Raw genomic sequence first — 24,372 nt, 5'->3', positions numbered from 1 at the left:
ACATTATCATGGTCTTACTTTCTGTGGTTTTCATTTTCGGCCTAATAAGGTATTTAGTTAACATCTGTAATAACATCAGATTAAAATAAATGTGGCATTATTTTATCTGTCAAGCTTCAACTAAAGAACATAAATATAATTGAAGAGACTCTCGTAATGACAGCCTCTTCAATATATTTATATTAGTTATTTGTTAAAAGTCCTTTATCTGGCGCTACCAAAATCTTAACATGTTTCTTTTTTTCTGGACCTGTTAATGCTCCAAAGCCTTATTCTAAGCTGAATAATTATAAGAAATTAACTTTTTCACAATAATCGAGCATTCTTTTTATAGCACTTTCATCTAGTTTACCCCATTCAAAATTAAATTCTTTTAAAATAGCATTTGTTCTATCACTAACAGTTATAAAAGTTGTTAGATCATTATTTTCAAGCAATCCTAGATGAACCATAACATCCTCAACATATTCCCTTAATTCTTCATCTTCTCTCTTTAGTGAAATATAAGCTAGAAAATCCTCCTTATTTTTAAGCTCTATGTCCTTATATTGTCTTCTTAATGCTCTTGTTAAATCACTTGCACTTAATTTTTTAGGATTTTCTATATGGAATACTTCATTTCTGTAATTAGTCTTGTCAAAAAGAAGAATAATTGCTTTAGCTAATTGATCTACATAAGAAAAATCAAAAATATTTCCTTTTATCTCTGGTAAACATTTAAGTTTAATAAATGCTTTGATATTCTTGTAAAATGCATTTTCTTTTATATTTTCTTGAAATAGTCCTGTTTCGTAATTAAACGTTACATTTCCAAGTCTAAATATCTTAGTATTTAGTGATTTTTTACCGGCTTCTTCAACTAACTTTTCAGCTTCTAATTTTGAACGTACATATACATTATCGCACTCTTGGCCAATATCAATATCCAATTCTGAGAACATAACAACTTCTTTATTGGGAACTCTTCCGCTTCCAACACTCATGGTAGATATTTGATTAAAGTCCTTCATTAAACCTTTTTCAGCAAAATCTAATAAATGCTTTGTGCCTAAAACATTTATATTGTAGAAACCTTCATACTTACCATAGTGTTTTACATTAGCTGCAGAATTAATTATGCAATCTATTACTAAAGATAATTTTTTATAAGCATCAATATCCATGCCTAGATAATCCTCTGATATATTCCCTATTAAAATTGTTATTCTATTTTTATATCTGACATAAAATTCTTTTCCAAAATAGAAATCAGCTTTTTTAATTACTCTATCTTCAGCTTTTTTAATATCCTTACCTCTTAATAACAAATATACTTTACTATCTGTGCTTATTAAAAGCTCTTTTAAAATATTTATGCCAACATACCCAGTACTACCTGTAAGCAGAATATTTTTGTAAGTCACTTTATCATTTACTCGAAAATTTCTATATTTTTTAATATTATTTATATATAAATCATAATCTGATTTTATGGCTTTGGGAATTTTGTTTCCTTCCTCAAGCTCTGTAATACTTACCTCTTCCTTAGCTGCTCTAACCTCTGATCTTGATATTTCTTCTATAAACTTAATGTTAAGTGCCAATTCTTGTATAGTTGGGTACTTAAATATATCATTTATAGCAATACTAAATTCCTTTGCTAATCTTGAAACTACTGAAATTGCCTTTAATGAATTGCCCCCTATTTCAAAGAAATTCAAATCAGTACTTATATTTTTTATCCCTAATATTTTACTCCATGCCTTAGAAATTTTTTCTTCAATATTATTTTTAGGCATTATATATTCATAATTAAAATCAAATGACTTTGGAGTAGGAAGTGCTTTTCTTTCAACTTTTCCATTAGAATTAACGGGCATCCTTTCAAGCTGCATTATATGGGAAGGAATCATATAACTTGGAAGTTCCCTTTTCAAAAATTCCTTTATTTCCTTTGGAGAAACTTTTTCCTTACTTACAACATATGCACATAAATATTTATTTCCACTCTCATCACTCTTGTCCACCACTACTGCTTCTTTTACTTTTGAATATTTTAATAATTCTCCTTCAATTTCCTGCGGTTCTATTCTAAAGCCATTAATTTTCACTTGATAATCCATTCTTCCCATAAAGTGTATATTTCCATCTGGCAGCCACTTTACAAGGTCACCAGTTTTATAAATTTTTTCTCCACTCACATATGGATTTTCTATAAATTTTTCTTTTGTAAGCTCTTCTCTATTTAAATATCCTCTTGCAATGCCGGCTCCACCTACACATAGTTCTCCTGGCGTCCCTATTGGAAGCAGGTTATTATTTTTATCCATTATATACGCTGTTGAATTAGATATTGGAGTTCCTATAGGTATTGCTATATTTTCATTCCATTTTCCCTTGACTTCATACAATGTTGAAATCACTGCATTTTCAGTTGGTCCATATGCATTTAGAATTTTTAAATTCTTATATATTTTTGTTATTTTACTTACCTGCTTGCTAGATAAAACATCTCCTCCAACAATTAAACATCTTAAATCTTTAAATATTTCTATATTGCTCTCACAATATTGATTAAATAATGGGGTTGGCATAAGCATTGTTGTTATTTCATTTTTATTAATATAATCCTCTAATTCATTCTCATTAATTATTAAAGCTTTTTCTTCCAAATGTAATTCTGCTCCATTAAGCAGTGTAATCCAAACCTGGAATACTGATGCATCAAAAGACAAAGATCCAGATTGAAGAATTTTATCATTGCTGTTAATCCCTATATACTCAGAATTACTTACAAGGTTTACTAAATTCCTATTTTCTAAACATACTCCTTTAGGCTTTCCAGTTGATCCTGACGTATAAATCACATATACTAAATCTGTAACCGAATTTACGCTGGGAAGATTTTCTTTACTTTCTTTAAATATTTCTTTACTATTTAAATCTATTAATTGTATATTTATTTTTTCTAATTTAACCTTATCTAATTGATGTCTTTTAATTAATATTATCTTACTTCCACTGTCCTCAAGCATATATCTTATTCTTGCTTCAGGATAATCTTCATCTATTGGCAGATATGCGGCTCCGCTTTTTATTATAGCGAGCATGCCAATTATTGTATCTATGCTTCTATCACATAATATTGGTACAATGTCTTCTCTGCCTATTCCATTTTTCATTAATAAATTCCCAAGCTGATTTGCTCTTTCATTTAATTCCTTATAAGCTAGATATTGTCCATTTGATACAAGTGCAGTTTTATTTTGTAAATTTTTAGCTTCTTCTTCAAATCTCTCCTTTATTGTTTTATTATGAGCGTAAGTTTTTTTTCTATTATTAAATTCATTTAATATAATATTTTTTTCCCACTTAGATAACATATCAAAATTATCAATAGGCTTATCCAAATCTTCAAGAACTCTTTCTATTATATTAATATAATGTTTTATAAAACTTTCTATTGTTTCCCTTTTATATAATTCTGTTTGATATTCTAATTCACCTGATATTTTGTCCTTATCCTCTTTTAATATCATAGAAATAGGAAATTTAGCCATAGTGCTTTTCAACCTATATGCTGATATTTCTGTATCCTCTAACCTTAAATTATCAATATTTATATTTTGAAAAGATAAAACCACATTAAAAAGTGATACTTTCTTTATATTTAATTTTTCAATTATGTTCTTAAGATCATAGTTTTGATTTTCGAATGCTTTTAAGGAATTTTCCTTAACTTCCTTTAAGAACTCCCTAAAACTACTATTCTTATTTATTTTATTTCTTAAAGGTAATGTATTAACAAACATTCCTACTGTATCTTTCAACTCTTCAGAAGTTCTTCCCGCTGCTGGAGTTCCTATTATTAGATCATCTTGACCAGTATACTTATATAAAAGTACGTTGTATGCTGCCATATAAAACATGAACTTTGTTACCCCTAAGCTATTTATAACTTGGTTTATTTTTAAAGTTAATGCTTCATCCATTTCAAAGGTTAATATATCTCCTTTAAAACTTTCAGTTGGTATTTCTTTATAATCTGAAGGCATATTTAATTTAGGAATTTCTCCTTTAAACATATTAAGCCAATATTTTTCCTGACCATCTAATAACCCATTTCTATATAAATTATTTTGCCAATTAGAAAAATCCTTATATTGAACTTTGGGCATTACAAGTTTTTCTCCATTATATAATGAAGATAGTTCTTTTGTTATTATGCTTATCGAAACTCCATCTGAAACTATGTGATGTATATCTATGAGTAATATTGATGCGTCATCAAATTTGATAAGGTTAACATGGATAAGCGGTGCTTTACCCAAATCAAATGGTTTTATAAAATTTTCAATTTTAATTTTATCTTCATTAAATTTACTATTTATTTTTATATGCTCAACTTTAAAGTTCACTTTTTTATGAACTTTTTGAAATATATTTTCATCAAGCACATGAAAACTTGTCCTTAACGATTCATGCCTATTTATTAATTCATAAATCGCCTTGTCCAATCGTCCATTATCAAAATTACCTTTTATTAAATATGCAATAGGTATATTATAGTTTGTACTATTTAAATCTATTTGATTTATTGCATATATTCTCTTTTGCACTGCTGATGCTTCATAATACTCTTTTTCCTCTACTTTCTCGATTTCATTAAAATTAAAAGCTTCCTCTACAGACATAACTTTTAAATATTCTGCTAATTCTTCTATGGTAGGCCTATTAAATACATCTGTAACAACAATTCTCCTCTTAAATTCTTTATGAACTTTAGAAACTAAATTTACGGCCATTAGTGAATTTCCGCCTATATCAAAGAAATTATCTTTTATTGATATCTCTTTAAGATTAAATATCTGACACCAAATATCTTCAAGTTTTAATTCAATTTCACTCCTAGCTTTTATAAATTCAGTATCCTTTTGTGATAAATCAGGGCTTGGCAATGCTCTTTTGTCAATCTTCCCATTACAATTAAGAGAAAATTTTTCAAGCTGTATTATATATGAAGGTATCATATAATTAGGCAGTACCTTTTTTAAAAACTCCTTTATTTCTTTTGATGAAACCTTTTCTTCACTTAAAACATATGCACATAAATATTTATTTCCACTTTCATCATTTTTATCTACTACTACTGCTTCTTTTATTCTTGAATATTGTAATAATTGTGCTTCAATTTCTTGCAGCTCTATTCTAAAGCCTCGAATTTTTACTTGATTATCAATCCGTCCCATAAAGGATATATTCCCATCTGGCAGCCATTTTGCAAGATCACCAGTTCTATATATTTTTTCTCCCTTTACATAAGGATTTTCTATAAATTTTTCTTTTGTAAGCTCTTCGCGATTTAAATATCCATCTGCAATTCCATCTCCACCTACACATAACTCTCCTGGAACACCTATTGGAAGTAAGTTGTTGTTCTTATCCATTATATAGGCGGTTGAATTAGCAATAGGCTTACCAATTGGTATTTGAATATTTTCATCCCATTCTCCGCTTATAGCATAAGTAGTTGAAAAAGTAGTGTTTTCAGTTGGTCCATATCCATCAATTATCATCAAATCCTTATGAGCCCTTTTTAGCTTGCTTACAGAAATAGGCGAAACCACATCTCCACCAGTTAATAAACATCTTAATGGCTTAAATAAATTTATATTTTCTTTACATAATTGATTAAATAATGGTGCGGTAAACCAGCATATTGTAATTTTATTTTCTCTTAAGTAACCTTCAAGTAATTCTGGATTTAAAATAACATCTTTTGATTCTACAAATAACTGCGTTCCATTAAGAAGCGCTCCCCACACCTCAAAAGTGGACGCATCAAATGCAATAGAGCCTGTTTGAAGTATTCTGTCATTTTCTTTAAGTTCAATAAAGTTAGTATTCTTTATAAGTCTGATTACATTTTTTTGCTTTATACATACTCCTTTAGGTTTTCCTGTAGAACCTGATGTATACATTACATAGATTAAATCATCTATAGTATTAATCTGTTCTAGATTATCTGTACTTTCATTTAATATCTCTTCATCCTCATAATTTATTGTTTCCATATAATTTTCAAATTTAAACTTAGCTAATGAACTCTTTTTTCCTAAAATAACTCTGCTTCTAACTTCTTCTAACATATAATCTATTCTTGATTTAGGATATTCTCCATCTATTGCTAAATAGGCACCTCCACTTTTTACAATAGCCAGCATTCCTATAATAGTTTCTAAATTTTTGTCACATAATATTGGTACTATGCTGTTTCTTGTTATTCCTCTTTTTCTTAATGCAGCTGCAATTTGATTTGCTCTTTCATTTACCTCTCTATATGTTAAAGCTTTACCTTTTGACACCAATGCAATTTTATCCTTAGAGGCATCAACTACTTTTTCAAATAATTTACCTATTGATTCATTTTTAGGATATTCTTTTTTTGTATTATTAAATTCATTTAATATAAGATTTTTCTCTTTTTCAGAAACTATCTGTATTTCTGAAATTTTTATATTAAGATCACTAATAATCTGCTTTGCAATGCACTCCATACTATTAACCATTTGTGTAATTTGCTCTTCAGTGTAATCTTCTATTCTGTACTGAACTTCTAACTCGATATTTTCATTCTTTTTTAATTCTTTAATAAAAATATGCAATGGAATATTTGTGTATTCTTGAGCAAAAATCTCATTACTAATACTCATATTGTAATTATTTTTTACATTATAACTTTCAAATGAAAAATAATTTACACAAAATTTAAATAAAGAATCAACTCCCCTTTTCCTTAGTTCTAAATCCTGAGCCAATAAGTCATAAGGATATTTTTGATTAGCATAACAGCTTTTGAGTTCACTATTCAAATAATTTAAAAATTCATTAAAACTAATATCATCTTCTAAATTTATTCTTAAAGGCATAATTCCTGTAAACATACCTATAGTTTTCCTTTGGCGTTCATTACTTCTATTAAAGCAGGCAGCAGCAAGTGTTATATCATTATCCCCGAATATCCGGCTCATATATATACTTGAAATAGAAATAAAAAATTTATTTAAAGTAATGTTATGTTCCTTCAAAAATTCTTTAAGTGTATCTCGCAGCTCACTATTTAATACGAATGCTTTTGTTTTTGATTTGATACTTTTAGGATTTATATATAAAGAATTTGCGTTTAGATTTGAAAATTTTTGGTTCCAAAATTGCTTATTTTTTTTAAATTCTTCAGAACTTAAGTATTCTCTTTCATCAGCTATAAAATCTATATATGAATTTTCAAGATTAGAATCAACAATTTCATTATTGCATAATTGTTGATATATATTAGAAAGTTGTTCGAGTAATAAATTACAAGACATACCATCGAAGATAATGTGATGTATAAAAAAACATACTCCCATTCTTTCATTATTAATTTTATAAATAAAGAACTTGAATAGTAGTTCATTTTGTCTGTATAGACTTTTCACACCTTCATTCATACAAAATTCTTTAATTTTTTTCTCAGCATTATCATTGTATATTGTAAAATCTAGGAAAGGTATATTAACAAATTTGTATTTATCCACGTATTGATATAATTTTCCCTCCTCTTCACAGAATTTTAACCTTAATGAATCATTTTTTTTAATAATTAGATTTATTGTCTTCTCTAATAGATGAATATCTAAGTTAGTACCAATATGAATTTTTGATACAATATTATGCATTGGTGTATTAGGAAACAATATCTCATTGTACCAAATTCTCTTTTGTGGATGACTTATCTCAAATTTTTCATTAACACTGTTCATAAAAAAAACACCTCCCAATATATTATTTTTCTAAATGCATTATAATCTATAACCAATTTTATCTTCAATTACCATATTTTAATAATTAATCAATATATGGTATTTATTTTAAAATACTCTCTATATATACATAGCAATTTTTAACAAACTAAAAATATATACAAGTTATGTTAAAGATTTTAGAATAATTCATTAAAATTACTATTTTCTTGTGAAGCACTACTTTGCTAATTATTAAATCATTAAAAATAGACGCACGTTAACAAGCCTCTTTAAAAGACTTTTTAAAAATATATTTAGGCTGTTTTCTTTAATTCAAATAAATATTTACCAGTACGGTTTGCTTGAATTTTACCATGTAATTTATTTATCTTAAGTGCCATAGCAAGAAATAAATTGTTTTTTCACTTTCATATCCAGCATCTGCAACTATTTTTAAGTATTTAAAGTTTAATCTTTCTTCCTTAATTTTAAGAAAAGATTCAAACCTAATAAATTTGAAGAGGCTATCGTAACGATAGCCTCTTCAAATTTATTTATATTAGTTATTTGTTAAAAGTTCTTTATCTGGTGTTACTAAAATCTTAACATGTTTCTTTTTTTCTGGACCTGTTAGTGCTCCAAAGCCTTCTTCAACTATATCATCTAAATGTATTTTCTTTGTCACATACCCTTCTGCCTTTATTCTTCCATCCTTCATTTGAGCAATAGTTGCTGGGAATTCATGTCTATATGCTAAAGTTCCAATAATCTTCTTTTCAGAAAATACTAATGAATTAGGATTAATTTTAGCATCACCTTCCCATATACTTGTTATTACTAAGGTTCCTTCGAATTTTATACTTTCAATTCCTATATCTAAACCAACTTGAGCTCCTGTAGTTTCAAAAGCTACATCAACCCCTAATCCATTTGTAAGCTTTTTAACTTCCTCTACTATATTCACTTCATTAGGATCTAATACTACATCTGCACCTGCTCTTTTAGCATATTCTTGTCTTATTGATTTTCTTTGCAATACTATTACTAATTTTGCACCTGCTGCTTTTAAGCATTCTATAGTTGCAAGCCCTATTGGTCCTGAGCCTAAAACTAATGCAGTATCCCCTGTTTGAAATTTACCAATTCTAATTGAATGTAATGCCACAGCCATTGGTTCAACTAAAGCTGCCTGTTCATAAGACATTTCATCTGGTATTTTATGTACAAATTTCTCTGGGAAAACTGTATATTCAGCTAATCCTCCTCCACTTCCACAAAGTCCATGAAAGCCTAAAGATGAACATAAATTATATTTTCCTTCAAGACATGCTGGACATTTTCCACATGCAACTATTGGTTCTACTATTACTCTATCTCCAGCTTTAAAATTCGTTACATTATTACCAATCTCTACAACTTCTCCTGAAAACTCATGTCCTAAAACAACTGGAGCAGTTGTTCCACTTAATGGATGTGGCTGTCCTACTGGTATAAATATAGGTCCTCCTAAATATTCATGCAAATCTGAACCGCATATACCACACCATTTTACTTTGATCTTTACACCATCACTTGTTATTATTTTTGGTTCTTCGATTTCTTCAACTCTAACATCTTTCTTTTCATACCATAATGCAGCTTTCATATAAACTCCTCCTAATAACTAATTGTTAATTTATTCACATTTATATAGAGCAATATCTATGCCAAAGCTGTCACTATAAAATTATATTTTTATTTTAACAACTTCACATGACTTATTTTCTAAAGCTTCGTAATAAAACTATAGCAAATCGTAAACTTAATTTAAAATAAAAAATGTATCAAAATGATACATTTTTTTATTATCATTTTGATACACTCTATACTTCATTCTCATTTTGATACATCTATTCCATAACTTTTTAACTTTCTATATAAAGTTGCTCTTCCTATATTTAATAGTTTAGCTGCTAATTGAATATTTCCATTACACTCCATTATAGCATTTCTTATTGCTTTTTCCTCAATCTCACTAAGGGGTATTATATCAAATCCTTCTTTTAATAATTTCTGTTCAATAACTTTTTCATGGGTATTGTCACTATCTAAGAAATCTATATTTACAATTTCACCTTCACTTATATAGTAATCTCTTTCAACAACATTTTTAAGTTCACGTATATTTCCTGGCCAATCATATTTTTTCAACTCATCAATATAGGAGTTTTTTACACTTACATCGTTATTTTTACTTTTTAAATTTAAATTATTAATAAATTCATTTACAAGCAAATCTATATCTTCTTTCCTTCTTCTAAGAGGTATTGTTTTTATTTCCATTACACTTAGTCTATAGTATAAATCTTCTCTGAAATTTTTCTTCCTTATTTCATTTTTCAATATCCTATTGGTAGCCCCAATAATTCTCACATCTAATTGTTTCTCAAAAGTTCCTCCTACTCTAACAATCTTTCCATTATCTAGTACCCTAAGAAGTTTACTTTGAATATCTAAAGGCAATTCTCCAATTTCATCTAGAAAAATTGTCCCACCATCTGCTAATTCAAATTTTCCTGGATGTCCTTCCTTTGACGCTCCTGTAAAAGCACCTTTTTCGTATCCAAATAATTCACTTTCAACAAGTTCACTTGGAATTGATGCACAATTCACAGCTACAAATGGTCCTTTTGCTCGATTGCTATAATTATGTATTGACTGTGAAATTAATTCCTTACCAGTTCCACTTTCTCCTTGAATTAAAATATTACAGTCGCTTTTTGCAGCCTTCTTAGAAAAATCTATCATTTTTTTCATTTCTAAATTATTTGTTGTAATATCTTTGAACTGATATTGAGCTTTGTATCCAACAAATTTATTAATTAATTTATGTACTACTTCAACTTTTGAGAAAGTTATTACCATTCCACTATTTTTACCATTTTTGCTTATTGGACGTATATTTATAACGCACTTTATTCTTTCATTATTTATAGAAAAATCCCATTCTATATTATTTATACTTTTATAAAAATCAATTCCTTTTAAAACATGCTTTATATCCATATTCATAGCTTCTTCTAAAGCTATGTCTAAAATTTTTAATGCCTGACCATTAATTCTTTTTATTTTCATATGCTCATCCATAACTATCATACCCTCTGATATGGAATCAAAAGTGGCATTAAGTAATTTATATGAAATAGCCAGTTCCATTTGCTTTTGTATTGATTGAGCTGCTGCAGTCACTATACCCAAAGTGTGTGAATGGGCATTATAATAATTACCAGACATATTAATGCATCCAATTAAATTATCATCTTCATCATATATTGGAGCTGCTGAGCATGTCCAAGAGTGTTGATTTATTCCATAATGCTCTGCCCCTATAGTTTGAACTGGTTTATTTAGATATAATGCAGTTCCTATAGCATTAGTTCCAACTACTTTTTCGGACCACAATTCTCCTTTTAGGAAATTCAAATCTTCTGCTCTTTCCATTATATCCTTATCACCTATTATATCTATAATATATCCATCTCTATCAACCAAGAATATAGCAAAGCCCGATCCATGAACCATACTATATATACTTTCTATAACAGGTCTTGCAACAGAAATAAGTTCACTATTTTTATTGATTAACTTATTTATATCTGGATGCTTAATATTTCCCTTCCCATTATGAGGATTAACCCCATACTTTCTGCATCTTATCCATGAATCAGCAATTTCTCTTCTAACCTTTGGATCCACTTTTCCTGTATCTATAAATTTTTCCCATGCTTTAGTGATAAATTCAATATAATCCTTCATATGTTTTTCTCCATTATAAAATTTAAATTACTTATTTGTTAAATTTTTAGTATCTCTTAATCAAAGTAATTAATTCATAACATTTTATCTTTTATATCAATTATACACCATACTCAATATAATTCTTCGTTTTTAATTCCTTTTATTATAATATTGTTAACTTTCTCTACTTCACCTTCACTAAGCCCTCTTCTTTTGATAGAATTAACAAATATATTAGTTATTTGTTCCCAATTATTAATATTTTCTCTCTGCAATTCAATATCTTTTATGAGTTCATAAACATTTTTATCCATCTTATCTTACTCCCCTATTAATTAAATACTATAAAACCATTATATCGAACTTACGTTCTATTGTAAATAAAATAAAAAAACTATGCCTTTCAGTAGGATTGCTCTTACTTTCTTTGCATAGTTCTTTCATACCCATATTATTCACTCTATTAATTAAACAAATAAACCTATGTCAATTAAACCTTCATCAAAAATTTTCCTAAATCCATATCCAAATCCTTTATATGTTTTCTCCACCAAAGTGACATACTATTTTGTAATTTTATGGCTGAAGCTGAAGATAAACCTTCCTTTTCAATCATACTCTTAAAATTATTTAAATCCATTTTGAACTCTTCGTGTTCCTTATGTTGAGTCTCATACTTTGGGTAATTATTTCTTTTTTGAAGTTCTTCTTCCTCATTAAAATGTTTAACAACGTAATCTTCTAAAAACTTCAATGTATCCATAACCTCAGTCTTTCCTTTCCCCTCCTTCATTGCTAATATTAATTTATTCATTCTATCGAACAATTCTTTGTGCTGATTATCAATTTTATCAACACCAACAGCTAAATTTTGATCCCATTTAATTTCCATACTCAATACACCTCTCAAAATTTTATTATTTATTTTAAGCATATTATACTATTTTTTGTTTTTTTCTTCATAATTTTGTTTTTACATATTGTAATATTATAATACTAATTATATATACTTTCTCACTTTTCAGACATTTATTTACACCGTTTCTTGTCTTTTTATAATATTTCTTTAATTAAATTGTATTATAATTTAATTTTAAATAAGCTATTATTCGTTTTATTGTGCAACTTTAAACTAAGAATATTATCTAAAATCTTCTAAAAATTTTAGAATCAAAAAAGATTATGCAAATAGGATAAATATTTTCTCCCATTTGCATAACCTTAAAATACATTCAATATATTTACTTTAGCACTCTTAATTAAAAGTATTTTATTCTTCAATAAATTTAATAAGTTCTTTGTTAAATCTATCTTTCTCATCATAAAAGGAAGCGTGTCCACTAAATTCAAAAGGCAAAAGCTTCGAATCTTTAATGCATTTTTCTTGTATCTCTCCTAATTCAAAAGGCACAACTTTATCATGAATTCCATGAATAATTAGAGTCGGAACGTTTATTTCTTCTAAATCAGAAAAGAAAACTTCATTTATCCAGGCATTTGCAATTGCTGCTGTTGCCCACCCTGCTGCCTGTAATCCTAATTGGAAAAACCAATTTGAAAAGGCTTCACTTATATGTTGATAGAAAAATATATCTCCAAACCCTTGAAGCATCTTTGGTCTATCACTGTATGTTCCTTCAATAAGATTGATAACCGTCTCTTTATCTAAACCATAAGGAAAGTTCGGGCGCTTAATAAGACTTGGAGCTGCAGCTGCAAAAAGAGCTAACTTCGATACTCCATGACCTTTATGACGTGCCATATATCTTACAGCAATTGCTCCTCCAGTTGAATGTCCTGCTAGTGTTATATTTCTTAACTTTAAGGCATCAATTATACACCTTACATCATCTGACAACCTATCGAAATTATAACCTTTGTAAGGCTTATCTGACTCTCCAAAACCTCTTGTATCTATACCAATACACCTATATCCTAACTTTGGTAAAACATCAAATTGATATTCAAATAATTTATGACTGCCTGGCCAGCCATGTATAAATAAAATAGTATTATCAGCTCCTTCATTAAGATCTTCTACATAAATCTTTACATTAGGTTCTACTTTAATATAGTACCCCATATATAATCTCCTCAAACAAAATAACTTATTTTTATATCATATTATTTTGAATTCAAATTTGTTAACTTTTTAATATGACATTATTTGTTTTAAGTTTTCACAGGATAAAAAATATTGATTGGCAATTATAAATACCAAAGCTCCTAATGTTATTTTTCTACATAATAAAAGAACAGTCTATTTCAACTGTCCTCAATTCAAGTATTAAGAATGTAACTTTACTTTATTTTAAACAATAAAGTAATCATATTATAAATTAAAACTAAACTTAAATATTAGCTCTTTACTTAACCTTGATTTTGCGCTATTAATTTATCTTTATTCAAAACATGGTCTAATATCCAACCAAAAACGAAAGAAAGTATATCATCTAGATACTTATTAGGGTTTTCATCCAACTTTCTAAAATCAATATCTGATATTTTTTTTATAAAATTTTCATGCTCCATTTTCTGATCAGATAATTGAAGATAGTTAATTTGGGCCATATAGTTTTCTTCTGTTTCAAAATGAAATTTAGTGTATTGACGCAAATCTTCTAGTATTTGAACAATTTCATCATACTTGTCCACACGGAGCTCATTTTTTAATAGTTCATATGCTTGATTTCCAATATCAAACAAATGCTCATGCTGCTTATCAATCATGTCAACGCCTATTGAATATTCATTCTTCCATATTAACATCTTTTCCCCTACTTTCTACAATATTATCTTTAATTTTACCATATGTTCCTTATGTAGCAAATATTTTTATTTTTATAAGTAACTTTATTTTCTTATATAAAACAATAATCTTATAAACATAATATGACTATGTTGCAACACATTCTGATTTTCCCATATAATAAAATACTCCCTTTATGTTGGACAGTTTTATTATTTTAAATATATTCTTATTCAAAATGGCAGATTAATTACATCTGTTTGAGTTATAATAAATTAAAGAGATTATTTCACGAAAGCAACAAGGAGAATTCAAATTTGGAAGGATGGTGAAAACCGTTATAAATTTATTAGAACTAATAATAGTATAAAAGGAAAAGATCATTAAAACTTATTTAAAGAAAATATAAAACTCCGAATATTAGATTTTAGTAGATTTTGTGTAACGGTGTTATATGATATTAGAAAAGAAGCTAGCAAAAAAAAGATTAACAGAAGCTTATAATAACGCCAAAATTGAATACTTTGATGACAACTCTAAATATATATTTTTCAGCGATTGTCATAGAGGCGATAGTACCCCATCTGATGAATTTGCAAAAAATCAAAATATCTTTTTATTTGCATTAGAATTCTATTTTAATAATGGTTATACTTATGTTGAAGTTGGCGATGGAGATGAACTTTGGGAACATTCTAATTTTAAACACATAAGACTTGCACATGATGATGTATATTCTATATTAAAAAAGTTTTTCAATTCTGATAGATTGATTATGCTATATGGTAATCATAACATACAGTTAAAATATAAAAATTTTGTAGAAAAGAATTATTATAAATTTTATGATGATTATAACGAAGAAGAAATAGAATTATTCCCCAACCTCCAAGTACATGAGTCAGTAGTTTTTAAGCATAAAGATACAGGCCAAGAAATATTAACTGTTCATGGTCATCAAGGAGATATAATGAATGACAAGATATGGTTTTTTACTAGGCTCACAGTAAGATATTTTTGGAGATTTCTTCACTCTGTAGGATTTATAAACCCTGCAAGTCCTGTAAAAAGTTCAGAAAAGATTCATAAAATTGAACGTATTTATAGTAATTGGATTAAAACTAACAAAATTATGATCATCTGCGGGCATACCCATAGACCTCATTTTCCAAAAGTGAATGAAATACCTTACTTCAATGACGGCTCATGTGTTAGAGCAAGTGGAATACAAGGCATTGAGATAGTAAATGGACAAATAATGTTGATTGAATGGAAGATTAGAACTTCTTCAAATGGAAGTCTTCATATAAAAAGAAAAATATTAAGAGGTCCAGAACCAATTGGAACCTTTGATTTAAGAACAAGTTCGTGTTAATCATAATTTAAGTAATTCTTTAAGGTTGGAGGTTTAATGTTCAACTCCAACCTTAACATCTAATTTATATGTATTATTAATAGGTTTCTAAATTCTTTATTTTATATATTTATTCTCGGAAATCCTATTTCTTAATAATATCATTAAATCAACTAATTCTTCTTAAAATTTAGAAAAATCATATTTTTATACCTCCAGAATTAGGATCAAAACAAAATCTACCGTAAGATTTCATTATCTACTCAGATTCAATCCAATTGTACCTATCAAGATAAAACTTACAAATATTATTCTAGGCAAATTTATTGATTCTTTAAAAAATATAACTCCAATAATAGATAATAACACTATCCCTACACCTGACCAAATTGCATATGCAATTCCTATCTCTAACTTCTTTAAAGCCAATGTTAACATACTTAAGCTTAGAACATAAAAAATAAGCATGGCTATAGCATATTTTACATTTGAAAAACCATCTGACAACTTCATTAAAGTTGTTCCTAAAATTTCAAATGTTATTGCTAAAATTAAATAAATCCAACTCACTTTTAACACCTCTCACAATTATCAATTAATAAACCTTTTATAAAGAATAATGGATATATAAGCAAATAAGAATTAAAAATCCACCAGATTGGATCAAAGTCATACCTTATTAACCAAAATGAAATAGCCTGCAATCCTGAGCATACTGTCAAAACAAGCGAAATCAAACTAATTTTCTTCCATAATATACTCTTTTTACGATACAAGTATAGCCCTAAAAATCCTGTTATAGAAATTGCCATATCAAGCGGAAAGAATGACCAATTCCATGCAAATAAAATAGGATTAGTATAATCTTTAAACAATAGATTTTCTGGAATTAAATGAAACAGCGTAATAAACCAATAAATCACGAATCCTATATCTGTAATCAAAACAAAGTACTTTAAATTTTTCATTATAACTTCCCCCAATAAACTAATTAAGTTCAATTTAGTTATGTATCTTTACAGTTGTATAAATCTATCTACTACTTTCTGCAATAAATTATCAACAATCTCCATTTCTTCATTTGTTAAGAAATCACTAAAAACATTTGATAAACTTGCATATAACTTATTATCTCCTTCAATAATTTTAATTGCTTTGTTAGTAAGGCTCACAAAATAAACCCTTTTGTCCTCTTTAGATTGAGTTTTTACTATTAATTCATTCTTCTCTAATCTTTTAACTAATGCTGAAATTGCAGGCTTTGTCAAATTAAGTTTTGTAGCTAAATCTCCCAATTTAGGTGCACCTAGTTGATAAATTGATGTAAGGTAATAGTAATCATTCATATTAAAATTACTAATTTGTGCCTCAGATAAAGTATTACTAATATTGTTAATAGATTCTTTCCAAAAATAATTTGCAATTAAGGCTATATTGTTTTCAATCATAATTTTTCACCTTCCATATAAATAGTTAAATATATTTAATTAAATCTATTTAACTATCTTATCATCTATTTATTACCAAGTAAAGAAAAAAACATTTGCCCAGTAAACCTAATAAAACACATCCATGACTTTTTTGCTATGAGGAACAAATAAAGTTAAATGATTACTTTCATAAGTTAGTTTTTGCGCAATTTTATAGTTGTCGCTTTATCCTAATTTGTGGTAAAATGTACTATAATATTTTAAACTTATACATTAGATGTGAGAAATAATAAATATAATTTACAGTAACTAAGAAGAAATGGAGGAAATTGCCTTATGACTAGACCTGTAGTTAATGCATAGCAGAGGCTATTGCATAGATATCAATAATTAAATATGAAATAACCTTTGCTCAATCCTAAAATGAAATTGTATTTAGGAGGAGCATACTAATGAGCTATATTAAAGCAACAGATGTGTTGCCACAAGAATTATTGGATTTAATTCAAAAATATGTTGAGGGTGAATACATATATATTCCTAAAAAAGAATGCAACAAAAAACATTGGGGAGAAACTACTAGAAGTAAAGAGGAAACTTCTGCGAGAAATGCAGATATTTATAAGATATATCAAGAGGGTACTTCTGTGAAAAGTCTTTCTGAAATGTATTATTTATCCACCAAAAGTATACAGAAAATTATTTTCAGAATGAAAAAAGAAAATCAATAATAAAATGTGCCATAAAGCAAACGCTAGATGGCGCATTTTTGTTTCTGAAAAATGTATTAGGTTGATACACTGATGTAGCCAGTGATATCATTTAAATATAAGTTTAAGAAAGTGGTGAAACCAATGGTAAAATAACTAAATGATTCTCTAAATACTCTAAGCATATAGATATCCAATGCAAGAATTAGACATATGCGGACTTACCGAAATTAAACACATATTTATTACAGCGGACTTATGAAATTTTCGCTGGATGGGTTCTAAGTGGAAGGTTGCACCCATTTCTGCATGTTCCTAAAGTAAATTTATGACAAGCAGAAAGTGGAACAACCAATAGAGGAAACTCGACTCACGTTCGTTCGCTGAGTAAGCGATTCACACCAAATCAGTTTTTAAAGGAGGTTAACTCATGAATGAGTTAACTAAGTTAAAGAAACCAAATCATAGATTTGGACTTTCACTTATCTCCTTAATAATCATCACAGCTTAATTTAATATGCCGCTTGCACAAATATGTCTCTAATTTCTAGTGTAGTGTTACGATTATAATTTCTCAATAGTACATATATATTACATTTATAGGTTTGATTATTAATTGGGATATCTATATATGACAATATTATAAATTAAAAGGAGTTTCTAAAATGTGTACAAGTTTTGCAGTATACGGTCAAGAAAAAACTATTTATGGTATGAATTTTGATACTGATGAAATTGATTTAAAACTGAAAATTAATAGTTATAATTATAAAAATATTTTTAATTTTTCAGCATTAATGGAAAATAAATACATTGATGTTGCTGGTATTAATAGTGACGGTCTTTTTATCTGTACTCAAGCAGTACAATATAGTCCAGGTTTTAAATCAAGTTGTGACGAAAATGATTGGTTTGCTTTCGATATTTTTGATGAGGCGCTAAAGAAAACAAGAAAAACATCTGAATTTTTTGAAATTCTTAATAAAAGAGTAATCTCGTATCCTAGAAATCCATTATACCCAGATTTAGGGCTACATACTATTATCGCTGATAAAACTGGTGATGCATTTATTCTGGAAGAAGGAATTGATACAAATATAATAAGTCAGATTAATAATGATTTTATTATTATGACTAATTTTCCAAATGGGGATTTTAAGGAAGCAAATTATAATAAAGTATATGGTATAGGTGCTGATAGATATATTTGTGCTCATGAATATATTGATAATAATATTCATAGCTTTGGTATAAATGAAGCCTTTGAAATTTTAAGAAAAACTAGTCAGGAGAATACTTTGTGTTCAATAGTATTTGAACCGTTAAAAAATGAAGTTTATATTAGCTTTAAAACAGATTTAAGTAAAAAATGGAAAATTTCTATGATCGAAAAAACAATTCAATCATTGGATGGACTTTTAAGCAACAATAAAATTCATTTTACAAATGGAGAAATATTTGTGAATGATCTTATTAGCTTATATAAGTGAAAATCATTTTTCGTGGCGTAAAATAAAAATTAGTGGCTATGTGGCTACATAGTCACTTTTTGTTTTGGTATAATAAGGTTGTATCTTTACTTAAGAAGGTGATACCCTATGACAACTAGCAAGATACCCAATAGATTAATACTTTAATTATTTCTGCTTTGTATTTTCCATGACTTATTTTTATGCTCAATTATTCCTTTAACATCCGCTCTGTACTTGTTTCGTTCGAGATTATTATACATTTCGTCCATATCTTCATAATGACCAATAGTATAATAATTTAAACTAATACATTTATTATCCCTGTATATATTAGAGAAGTCTATTAAAAGTCCTTTTTTAGTTAATTCAAGGATCTCTTCTTTTATATCTTCAGGCATAGGATATATTTTCCTTCTTTTATTTGTGGAAAAACTCTCTATAATTTTATTTGCAATTATATCTTTAAATACACACATATCTTTGCAATACAATTTACAAAACCACCCGTCATCATGAGAAAGATAAACAAAGTCATTATTTATTCCACTAAAAAATGGTGAATTCAAAGGCTTGCCAAAATGTGATAAATATAATACTTCTGCCTTTTCTTCTGGTGTGCAGCTATTTAAATCAACTTCATTATTATAGTCTAACCAATGGAAATTACCTAAACCATAAATATCTTCCTTTGATAACTCTAAAATATCATTTTTTCCATTAGCCGTCTCCAAGAACCAACTTCTATTAAAATTATTAGCAATATAATTTCCTTCAGTGACCAAAATGTTTTCTATCTTTATTGGATTATGTTTAATAAATTCTTTAAATTCCATTCCATAATATATAAAATATTTCTCATTAAAATTTGCATTTATATAAAATACATCTCTTACTCTTCTCATTAAACTTAAATCTCCTATTACTCAACAATTTAAATTTTGATTTTTCTTCCTTTAAACTCATCTTCAAGAAACTCATATTCATTATCTATAGAAATAAAACCACTTTTTGAATATGATTCTTCAATACTTTTATCTATTTCTTTTGAATATGTGTCAACATGTAAATTCCCATATTTACATATCATAAAACTTACTCTTTGTTTTTCACAAATTAAATGAATGTAAGGTAATGAAGCATTACATCTTCCTAACCAAAATACAATCTCTATCATTTGTTTGAGATGCTTTAAATCTACATCAAAGGCACCATAATAGTTTTTCCTTCCAACTATTTCTCTTAATTCCTTCAATGCTTTACGAACTGGTTTATAGTTATTTTTTTGACTAAACCAATCACATTTTGTATCCAGTATAATTTCTATATTTTCTGCATTTATACTTTTAAGCAAGGAAATAAGTTTTTCTCCCAAAATATCTGAATAACAACTAATATCATTTATATTAAGATGAAGTATCTTGCTAGAAACAGATTGTTCTTTATAATTATTACAATTGTTATCTAAAAAATCATAATTTGTTTCAATATATTCCTCCATATCCTTAAGTTCTTGCTCATCATCAATTCCATCTAATAATCCATATGAAAGTGCTTCCTGCATTGATTTAATAATATATGCTGTAAAATCCTTATTTTTAAAATAATCTCTTTCTAATAACTTTATCACTTTTCCTCCTATCAACCATATAAAACGGTTTATAATCAACTTATATTAAATTTAATTATTTCTTACATAGAATCTAATTGTATCAATCTTCAACCTTTTTCCATGGCGCTTATTTATTTTCCCTCTCATATGCTAAGCCAATTTCACTTTTCAAAATTCATCTTAGTTTTCATCCATCCATACATTTTCTAATCTTCTTATATACACTTCAGGCTCATCCTCAAAAAAATGTTCAATTCCATTATCCTTTAATATCCTTAAACCTATTAAATCTTCTATTATTAAATTTGTCATATCATTGTAACCTAAAATTTCATCTAATGATGCTTCTTTTAGTGAAGATTCATTTTCATAGTATTGATCTGGAATAAAACTTATGTCATCACCTAAGTTTTTGAGCATGTACCAAGTAGTAATTGCTGAAGTAACTGGATTTCCTGTTAATTCTCTAGCTGTCTCAGCAGGAAGATGAGAAAATGTTATTTGCTCTTTTTTTGTTTTATTAATCAGATAGTAACCCACGCTCATATCAATTTCCTTCCTTATTTCATTTAAAATCTCTTCTAAAAAATCTATAATTCATTATTACTTTCAACCAATAAAATCATTTCAATCTTTACAATAAAACTTTAAGTCTTCATTATTCTCAAAATCATTTACACTGTTACAGTAATAGCAAATTTTTAAAGAACATCTTCTTCAAAATAGTCATTCCCTTATATAAATATTTTAACATTTAAATTTTTAACATCCTACTATTACTTTTCTTATTCTTTATCTAACAAATGAATAAAAAGTTATGAAATAATAAATGATTGTTCTCCATTATTATAATAATTTTTAATATAACTCCATTTTTCTTTGACATGCACATCCACTCACCTATAAATTGGAGTATCTTCTTCTATGCATAAAAATACTCACACCTATTAATCCAAAATTAATATAGTGTGAGTATTTAGTAAATCACATTATTAATATTATTCACTTATTCTTTTCTAGTTCATCTAAAATTCCATCTATCTTTTTATTCATTTGCTTATTATGTTAATACATAAATTATCATGTATTAATTACAACATATTATGTGAATGAATTTCGAACTAAAATAAGCATCTGGTTCTATTTGAACTGCACCTAATCAAGTAGCCAGATGAAAAAATAGTTATCACATAAGTCTAAATTACAAGTTGTTTATCAATAATGTCTTCTGTTTTGAATTTTGTTCTAGCCAATTTAGTATAACCTCTATAGAAAGTCCAATGTTTCCTACATGACAATGATTTTGGGCATTCTCTTTTCTTGTAAACATACGTGTTGTTAAAGAACGTACATTTATAAGAGATTTACTTTGTTCAAATAATTGGTTAAGTGGTATATAATGATCTTCCTGTGCAGCCATTAAAAGAACGTCCTGCTCTACTTTTGCTGATATTTCTTTTGTATTAAAAAGCATCATTTCACTCATAAAGTCGTAAGGTGTTTGAGTTCCTGTAATATGCATGCCTTGGTTTACTGCCCATTCCAACATAAGACTTTCCTTCATTAATTTTTTTATTAAAAAATTCACTTCTTGGTCATTCTGATTCAACATAAGAGCCTGAAACTCTTCTCTTAAATTCACAGGAATTTGTCTTAGCAATATCTGATAAAAATCTGCACAAATATCATCAGCAATTACGCATTTAACTCGATTTTCAAATGCAGCTGCTCTTATTGCAAGATAACCACCCAAAGAAAGTCCAAATAAAGTTGCATCATCAGTTTTGAAGAAATCTAATATAGCTTTTACAGGTTTTTCCCATTCATGAGTCATAGATATTTTATAATCTTCAATAGTAGCCCCTTGTCCTGGTCCATCAAAACATATAACACTATATCCTTCATCTTTAATTATCATAGCTACTGAAAATATTTCTTCTATATAGCTGTCAAAGCCACCAAACATCACAAAAGTTCCCTTTGGCGCTTCTGGTGTAAAGCGATAAGCCGAAAGAAATCCATTCTCATAAGGAACCTTGTAGTGTTGACTATCCTTGACATGAAAATATTCTTGCATTAATGAAATAAAATGTTTACGACAAGCTTGCTTTTTCGGATCTGTTTCGGATATATAAAATTCTGCTCCTCTCAAGTAATAAGCAGCCCTTAATTTTTTTCCTTCCTTCAATGCTTTTTCTGACAATTCTAGAAACTTATTAATATAGTCTTCGTAATTATGAATGTATGGACTAACTTTCTTCATTTCTTTAAGCATCTCTTCATCATTTGACCAATTATAAAAGCGATTCATCTGAAAATTTATACTAAAATCTTGGTGCAAATCATTATAAAATCCAACAGGAAATTTTTCTTTTATTATTTTGTTATTTAACATAATATTCATCACCTTTCATTATTTTTGACTTTGTGCTGCGTAAATGCATTCTAGTTATCCCATTTTTAAGTTATCGATCTCTTTTTTACTATTGAAAATCTCATCATATACGCATACTTTTATTCCATCAAAAGCATCATAAATTCTACCTCCTCTTTCCTTATTGAGATTAATTATCATTGTATAACCTTATTTTATTTTTTCCTTCAATTCTTTTCAATCAATAAAAATCGTAAAATTGTTTGATAACAAACAAATCTACTACTTTTTGTTGCATAACCATACAAAATAGAATGTATTAATAATAGTACTTCCTAGACTTTTTATTTATTTCAAAATAAAAAGCAACAGGTTGCTTACTACTAAACAACCTGTTGCTCTTGCCTTTTATTTTCATTTTGTTAAAATTTATATGTGTAATTAATATCTGATATATTTAATGGTAATTAATTATGGAATGGGGATGACGGATATGCAACAAAAAACAGACTTAAGAGTAATTAAAACACGTGCAAATATTAGAAATACATTTATTGAATTACTTTCTGAAAAAGATTTTAATGAAATTACTATACAAAACATATTAAATAAGGCTTTAATAAATCGTTCTACTTTTTATAAACACTATTCAGACAAATATGAATTAGCAGAACAACTTATCAATGAAATCATGAAAAATGTTACTTCTTTTAGTAATGAACGCTTTAGTGACATGAACAAAAACGAACTTTTTTCTATTCTTTATAAAACCTATGAGTATCTTTATGACCAAAAAAAGACCATTCTTGCATTATGGAAAATTAAAACAGAATCTCTCCACCTATATGATGATTGTCAAAATTTATTAAAAGAAAATTTCAAACAATATCTAATAATTCATAATGCCTGCAAAGACAACTCTTTATTAGACTACTATTCAACCATTTACTCCTCTTTAGTACTAACTACAATTAAATGGCTTCTTACTTCTGGCAAAGAATCGGATATTAGAAAAATTCTTGAACAAATTCAAGATACCATGATTGACAAAATATTTTTCGTTAAGTAAAAAACAGGTTATTCCAGTAATATAAGAAATTTATTATTTTGATTATAGATTGCTCCACTCTTCTT

Annotated in this window: 19 protein-coding genes; 4 read left to right on the top strand and 15 right to left on the bottom strand. The window is 27.5% G+C overall.

Annotation, left to right across the window (positions count from 1 at the left end):
* Positions 1-287 precede the first annotated feature (287 nt).
* The 7 genes from CSPA_RS10760 to CSPA_RS10730 form a co-directional block, all read right to left on the bottom strand.
* Positions 288-7,781 (bottom strand): non-ribosomal peptide synthetase, encoded by a 7,494-nt coding sequence (locus CSPA_RS10760; RefSeq protein ID WP_015392292.1) that lies wholly within the window; start codon positions 7,779-7,781, stop codon positions 288-290.
* 541 nt (positions 7,782-8,322) lie between these two features.
* Complete coding sequence (locus CSPA_RS10755; RefSeq protein ID WP_015392291.1) at positions 8,323-9,408, bottom strand: 2,3-butanediol dehydrogenase; 1,086 nt, start codon at positions 9,406-9,408, stop codon at positions 8,323-8,325.
* Positions 9,409-9,638: 230 nt separating this feature from the next.
* A complete protein-coding gene (locus tag CSPA_RS10750; RefSeq protein ID WP_015392290.1) occupies positions 9,639-11,558 on the bottom strand; it encodes a sigma-54-dependent Fis family transcriptional regulator in 1,920 nt (639 codons plus the stop codon).
* A 113-nt stretch (positions 11,559-11,671) separates the two neighbouring features.
* A complete protein-coding gene (locus tag CSPA_RS10745) occupies positions 11,672-11,854 on the bottom strand; it encodes a hypothetical protein (protein WP_015392289.1) in 183 nt (60 codons plus the stop codon).
* 176 nt (positions 11,855-12,030) lie between these two features.
* Complete coding sequence (locus tag CSPA_RS10740) at positions 12,031-12,432, bottom strand: bacteriohemerythrin (RefSeq protein WP_015392287.1); 402 nt, start codon at positions 12,430-12,432, stop codon at positions 12,031-12,033.
* 378 nt (positions 12,433-12,810) lie between these two features.
* Positions 12,811-13,623 (bottom strand): alpha/beta fold hydrolase, encoded by an 813-nt coding sequence (locus tag CSPA_RS10735; protein ID WP_015392286.1) that lies wholly within the window; start codon positions 13,621-13,623, stop codon positions 12,811-12,813.
* Positions 13,624-13,910: 287 nt separating this feature from the next.
* Complete coding sequence (locus tag CSPA_RS10730; RefSeq protein ID WP_015392285.1) at positions 13,911-14,309, bottom strand: bacteriohemerythrin; 399 nt, start codon at positions 14,307-14,309, stop codon at positions 13,911-13,913.
* A 434-nt stretch (positions 14,310-14,743) separates the two neighbouring features.
* Between CSPA_RS10730 and CSPA_RS10725 the strand changes: the two genes are divergently transcribed.
* Positions 14,744-15,664, top strand: coding sequence for a metallophosphoesterase (locus CSPA_RS10725; protein WP_015392284.1), 921 nt, complete (start codon positions 14,744-14,746; stop codon positions 15,662-15,664).
* A gap of 234 nt (positions 15,665-15,898) precedes the next feature.
* Here the strand turns inward: CSPA_RS10725 and CSPA_RS10720 are convergent, their stop codons facing one another.
* Genes CSPA_RS10720 through CSPA_RS10710 form a run of 3 tightly spaced genes read right to left on the bottom strand, consistent with a single transcriptional unit; the run spans position 15,899 to position 17,091 of the window.
* Positions 15,899-16,213: a DMT family transporter gene (locus tag CSPA_RS10720; RefSeq protein WP_015392283.1), complete on the bottom strand. Its 315-nt coding sequence runs from the start codon at positions 16,211-16,213 to the stop codon at positions 15,899-15,901.
* Positions 16,214-16,215: 2 nt separating this feature from the next.
* Positions 16,216-16,611: a YvaD family protein gene (locus tag CSPA_RS10715; protein ID WP_015392282.1), complete on the bottom strand. Its 396-nt coding sequence runs from the start codon at positions 16,609-16,611 to the stop codon at positions 16,216-16,218.
* Between the two features lie 48 nt (positions 16,612-16,659).
* On the bottom strand, positions 16,660-17,091 hold the full coding sequence (locus CSPA_RS10710; RefSeq protein ID WP_015392281.1) for a MarR family transcriptional regulator: 432 nt from the start codon (positions 17,089-17,091) through the stop codon (positions 16,660-16,662).
* 434 nt (positions 17,092-17,525) lie between these two features.
* Between CSPA_RS10710 and CSPA_RS10705 the strand changes: the two genes are divergently transcribed.
* Entirely contained in the window at positions 17,526-17,804 is a 279-nt protein-coding gene (locus CSPA_RS10705; protein WP_015392280.1) for a CD3324 family protein, read from the top strand.
* A 644-nt stretch (positions 17,805-18,448) separates the two neighbouring features.
* Complete coding sequence (locus tag CSPA_RS10700; protein WP_015392279.1) at positions 18,449-19,273, top strand: linear amide C-N hydrolase; 825 nt, start codon at positions 18,449-18,451, stop codon at positions 19,271-19,273.
* Between the two features lie 143 nt (positions 19,274-19,416).
* On the opposite strand, the gene CSPA_RS10695 is transcribed toward CSPA_RS10700, so the two are convergent.
* The 5 genes from CSPA_RS10695 to CSPA_RS30750 form a co-directional block, all read right to left on the bottom strand.
* Positions 19,417-20,157: a hypothetical protein gene (locus CSPA_RS10695; RefSeq protein ID WP_015392278.1), complete on the bottom strand. Its 741-nt coding sequence runs from the start codon at positions 20,155-20,157 to the stop codon at positions 19,417-19,419.
* A gap of 29 nt (positions 20,158-20,186) precedes the next feature.
* On the bottom strand, positions 20,187-20,882 hold the full coding sequence (locus tag CSPA_RS10690; protein WP_015392277.1) for a hypothetical protein: 696 nt from the start codon (positions 20,880-20,882) through the stop codon (positions 20,187-20,189).
* Between the two features lie 162 nt (positions 20,883-21,044).
* Entirely contained in the window at positions 21,045-21,410 is a 366-nt protein-coding gene (locus tag CSPA_RS29745; protein WP_015392276.1) for a hypothetical protein, read from the bottom strand.
* 655 nt (positions 21,411-22,065) lie between these two features.
* Entirely contained in the window at positions 22,066-23,259 is a 1,194-nt protein-coding gene (locus tag CSPA_RS10680) for an alpha/beta hydrolase (RefSeq protein WP_015392275.1), read from the bottom strand.
* A 54-nt stretch (positions 23,260-23,313) separates the two neighbouring features.
* Positions 23,314-23,439 carry a hypothetical protein gene (locus tag CSPA_RS30750; protein ID WP_015392274.1) on the bottom strand — a complete coding sequence of 42 codons (126 nt, stop codon included), beginning with the start codon at positions 23,437-23,439 and terminating at the stop codon, positions 23,314-23,316.
* Between the two features lie 292 nt (positions 23,440-23,731).
* Here CSPA_RS30750 and CSPA_RS10675 point away from each other — a divergent pair, with 292 nt between their 5' ends.
* Positions 23,732-24,307: a TetR family transcriptional regulator gene (locus tag CSPA_RS10675; protein ID WP_017810690.1), complete on the top strand. Its 576-nt coding sequence runs from the start codon at positions 23,732-23,734 to the stop codon at positions 24,305-24,307.
* Positions 24,308-24,372 lie beyond the last annotated feature (65 nt).

It is taken from the genome of Clostridium saccharoperbutylacetonicum N1-4(HMT) (assembly GCF_000340885.1).
Classification (GTDB): Bacteria; Bacillota; Clostridia; order Clostridiales; family Clostridiaceae; genus Clostridium; species Clostridium saccharoperbutylacetonicum.
Note: the sequence above shows the minus strand (reverse complement) of the source record. Positions and strands in the feature narration are given on the sequence as shown.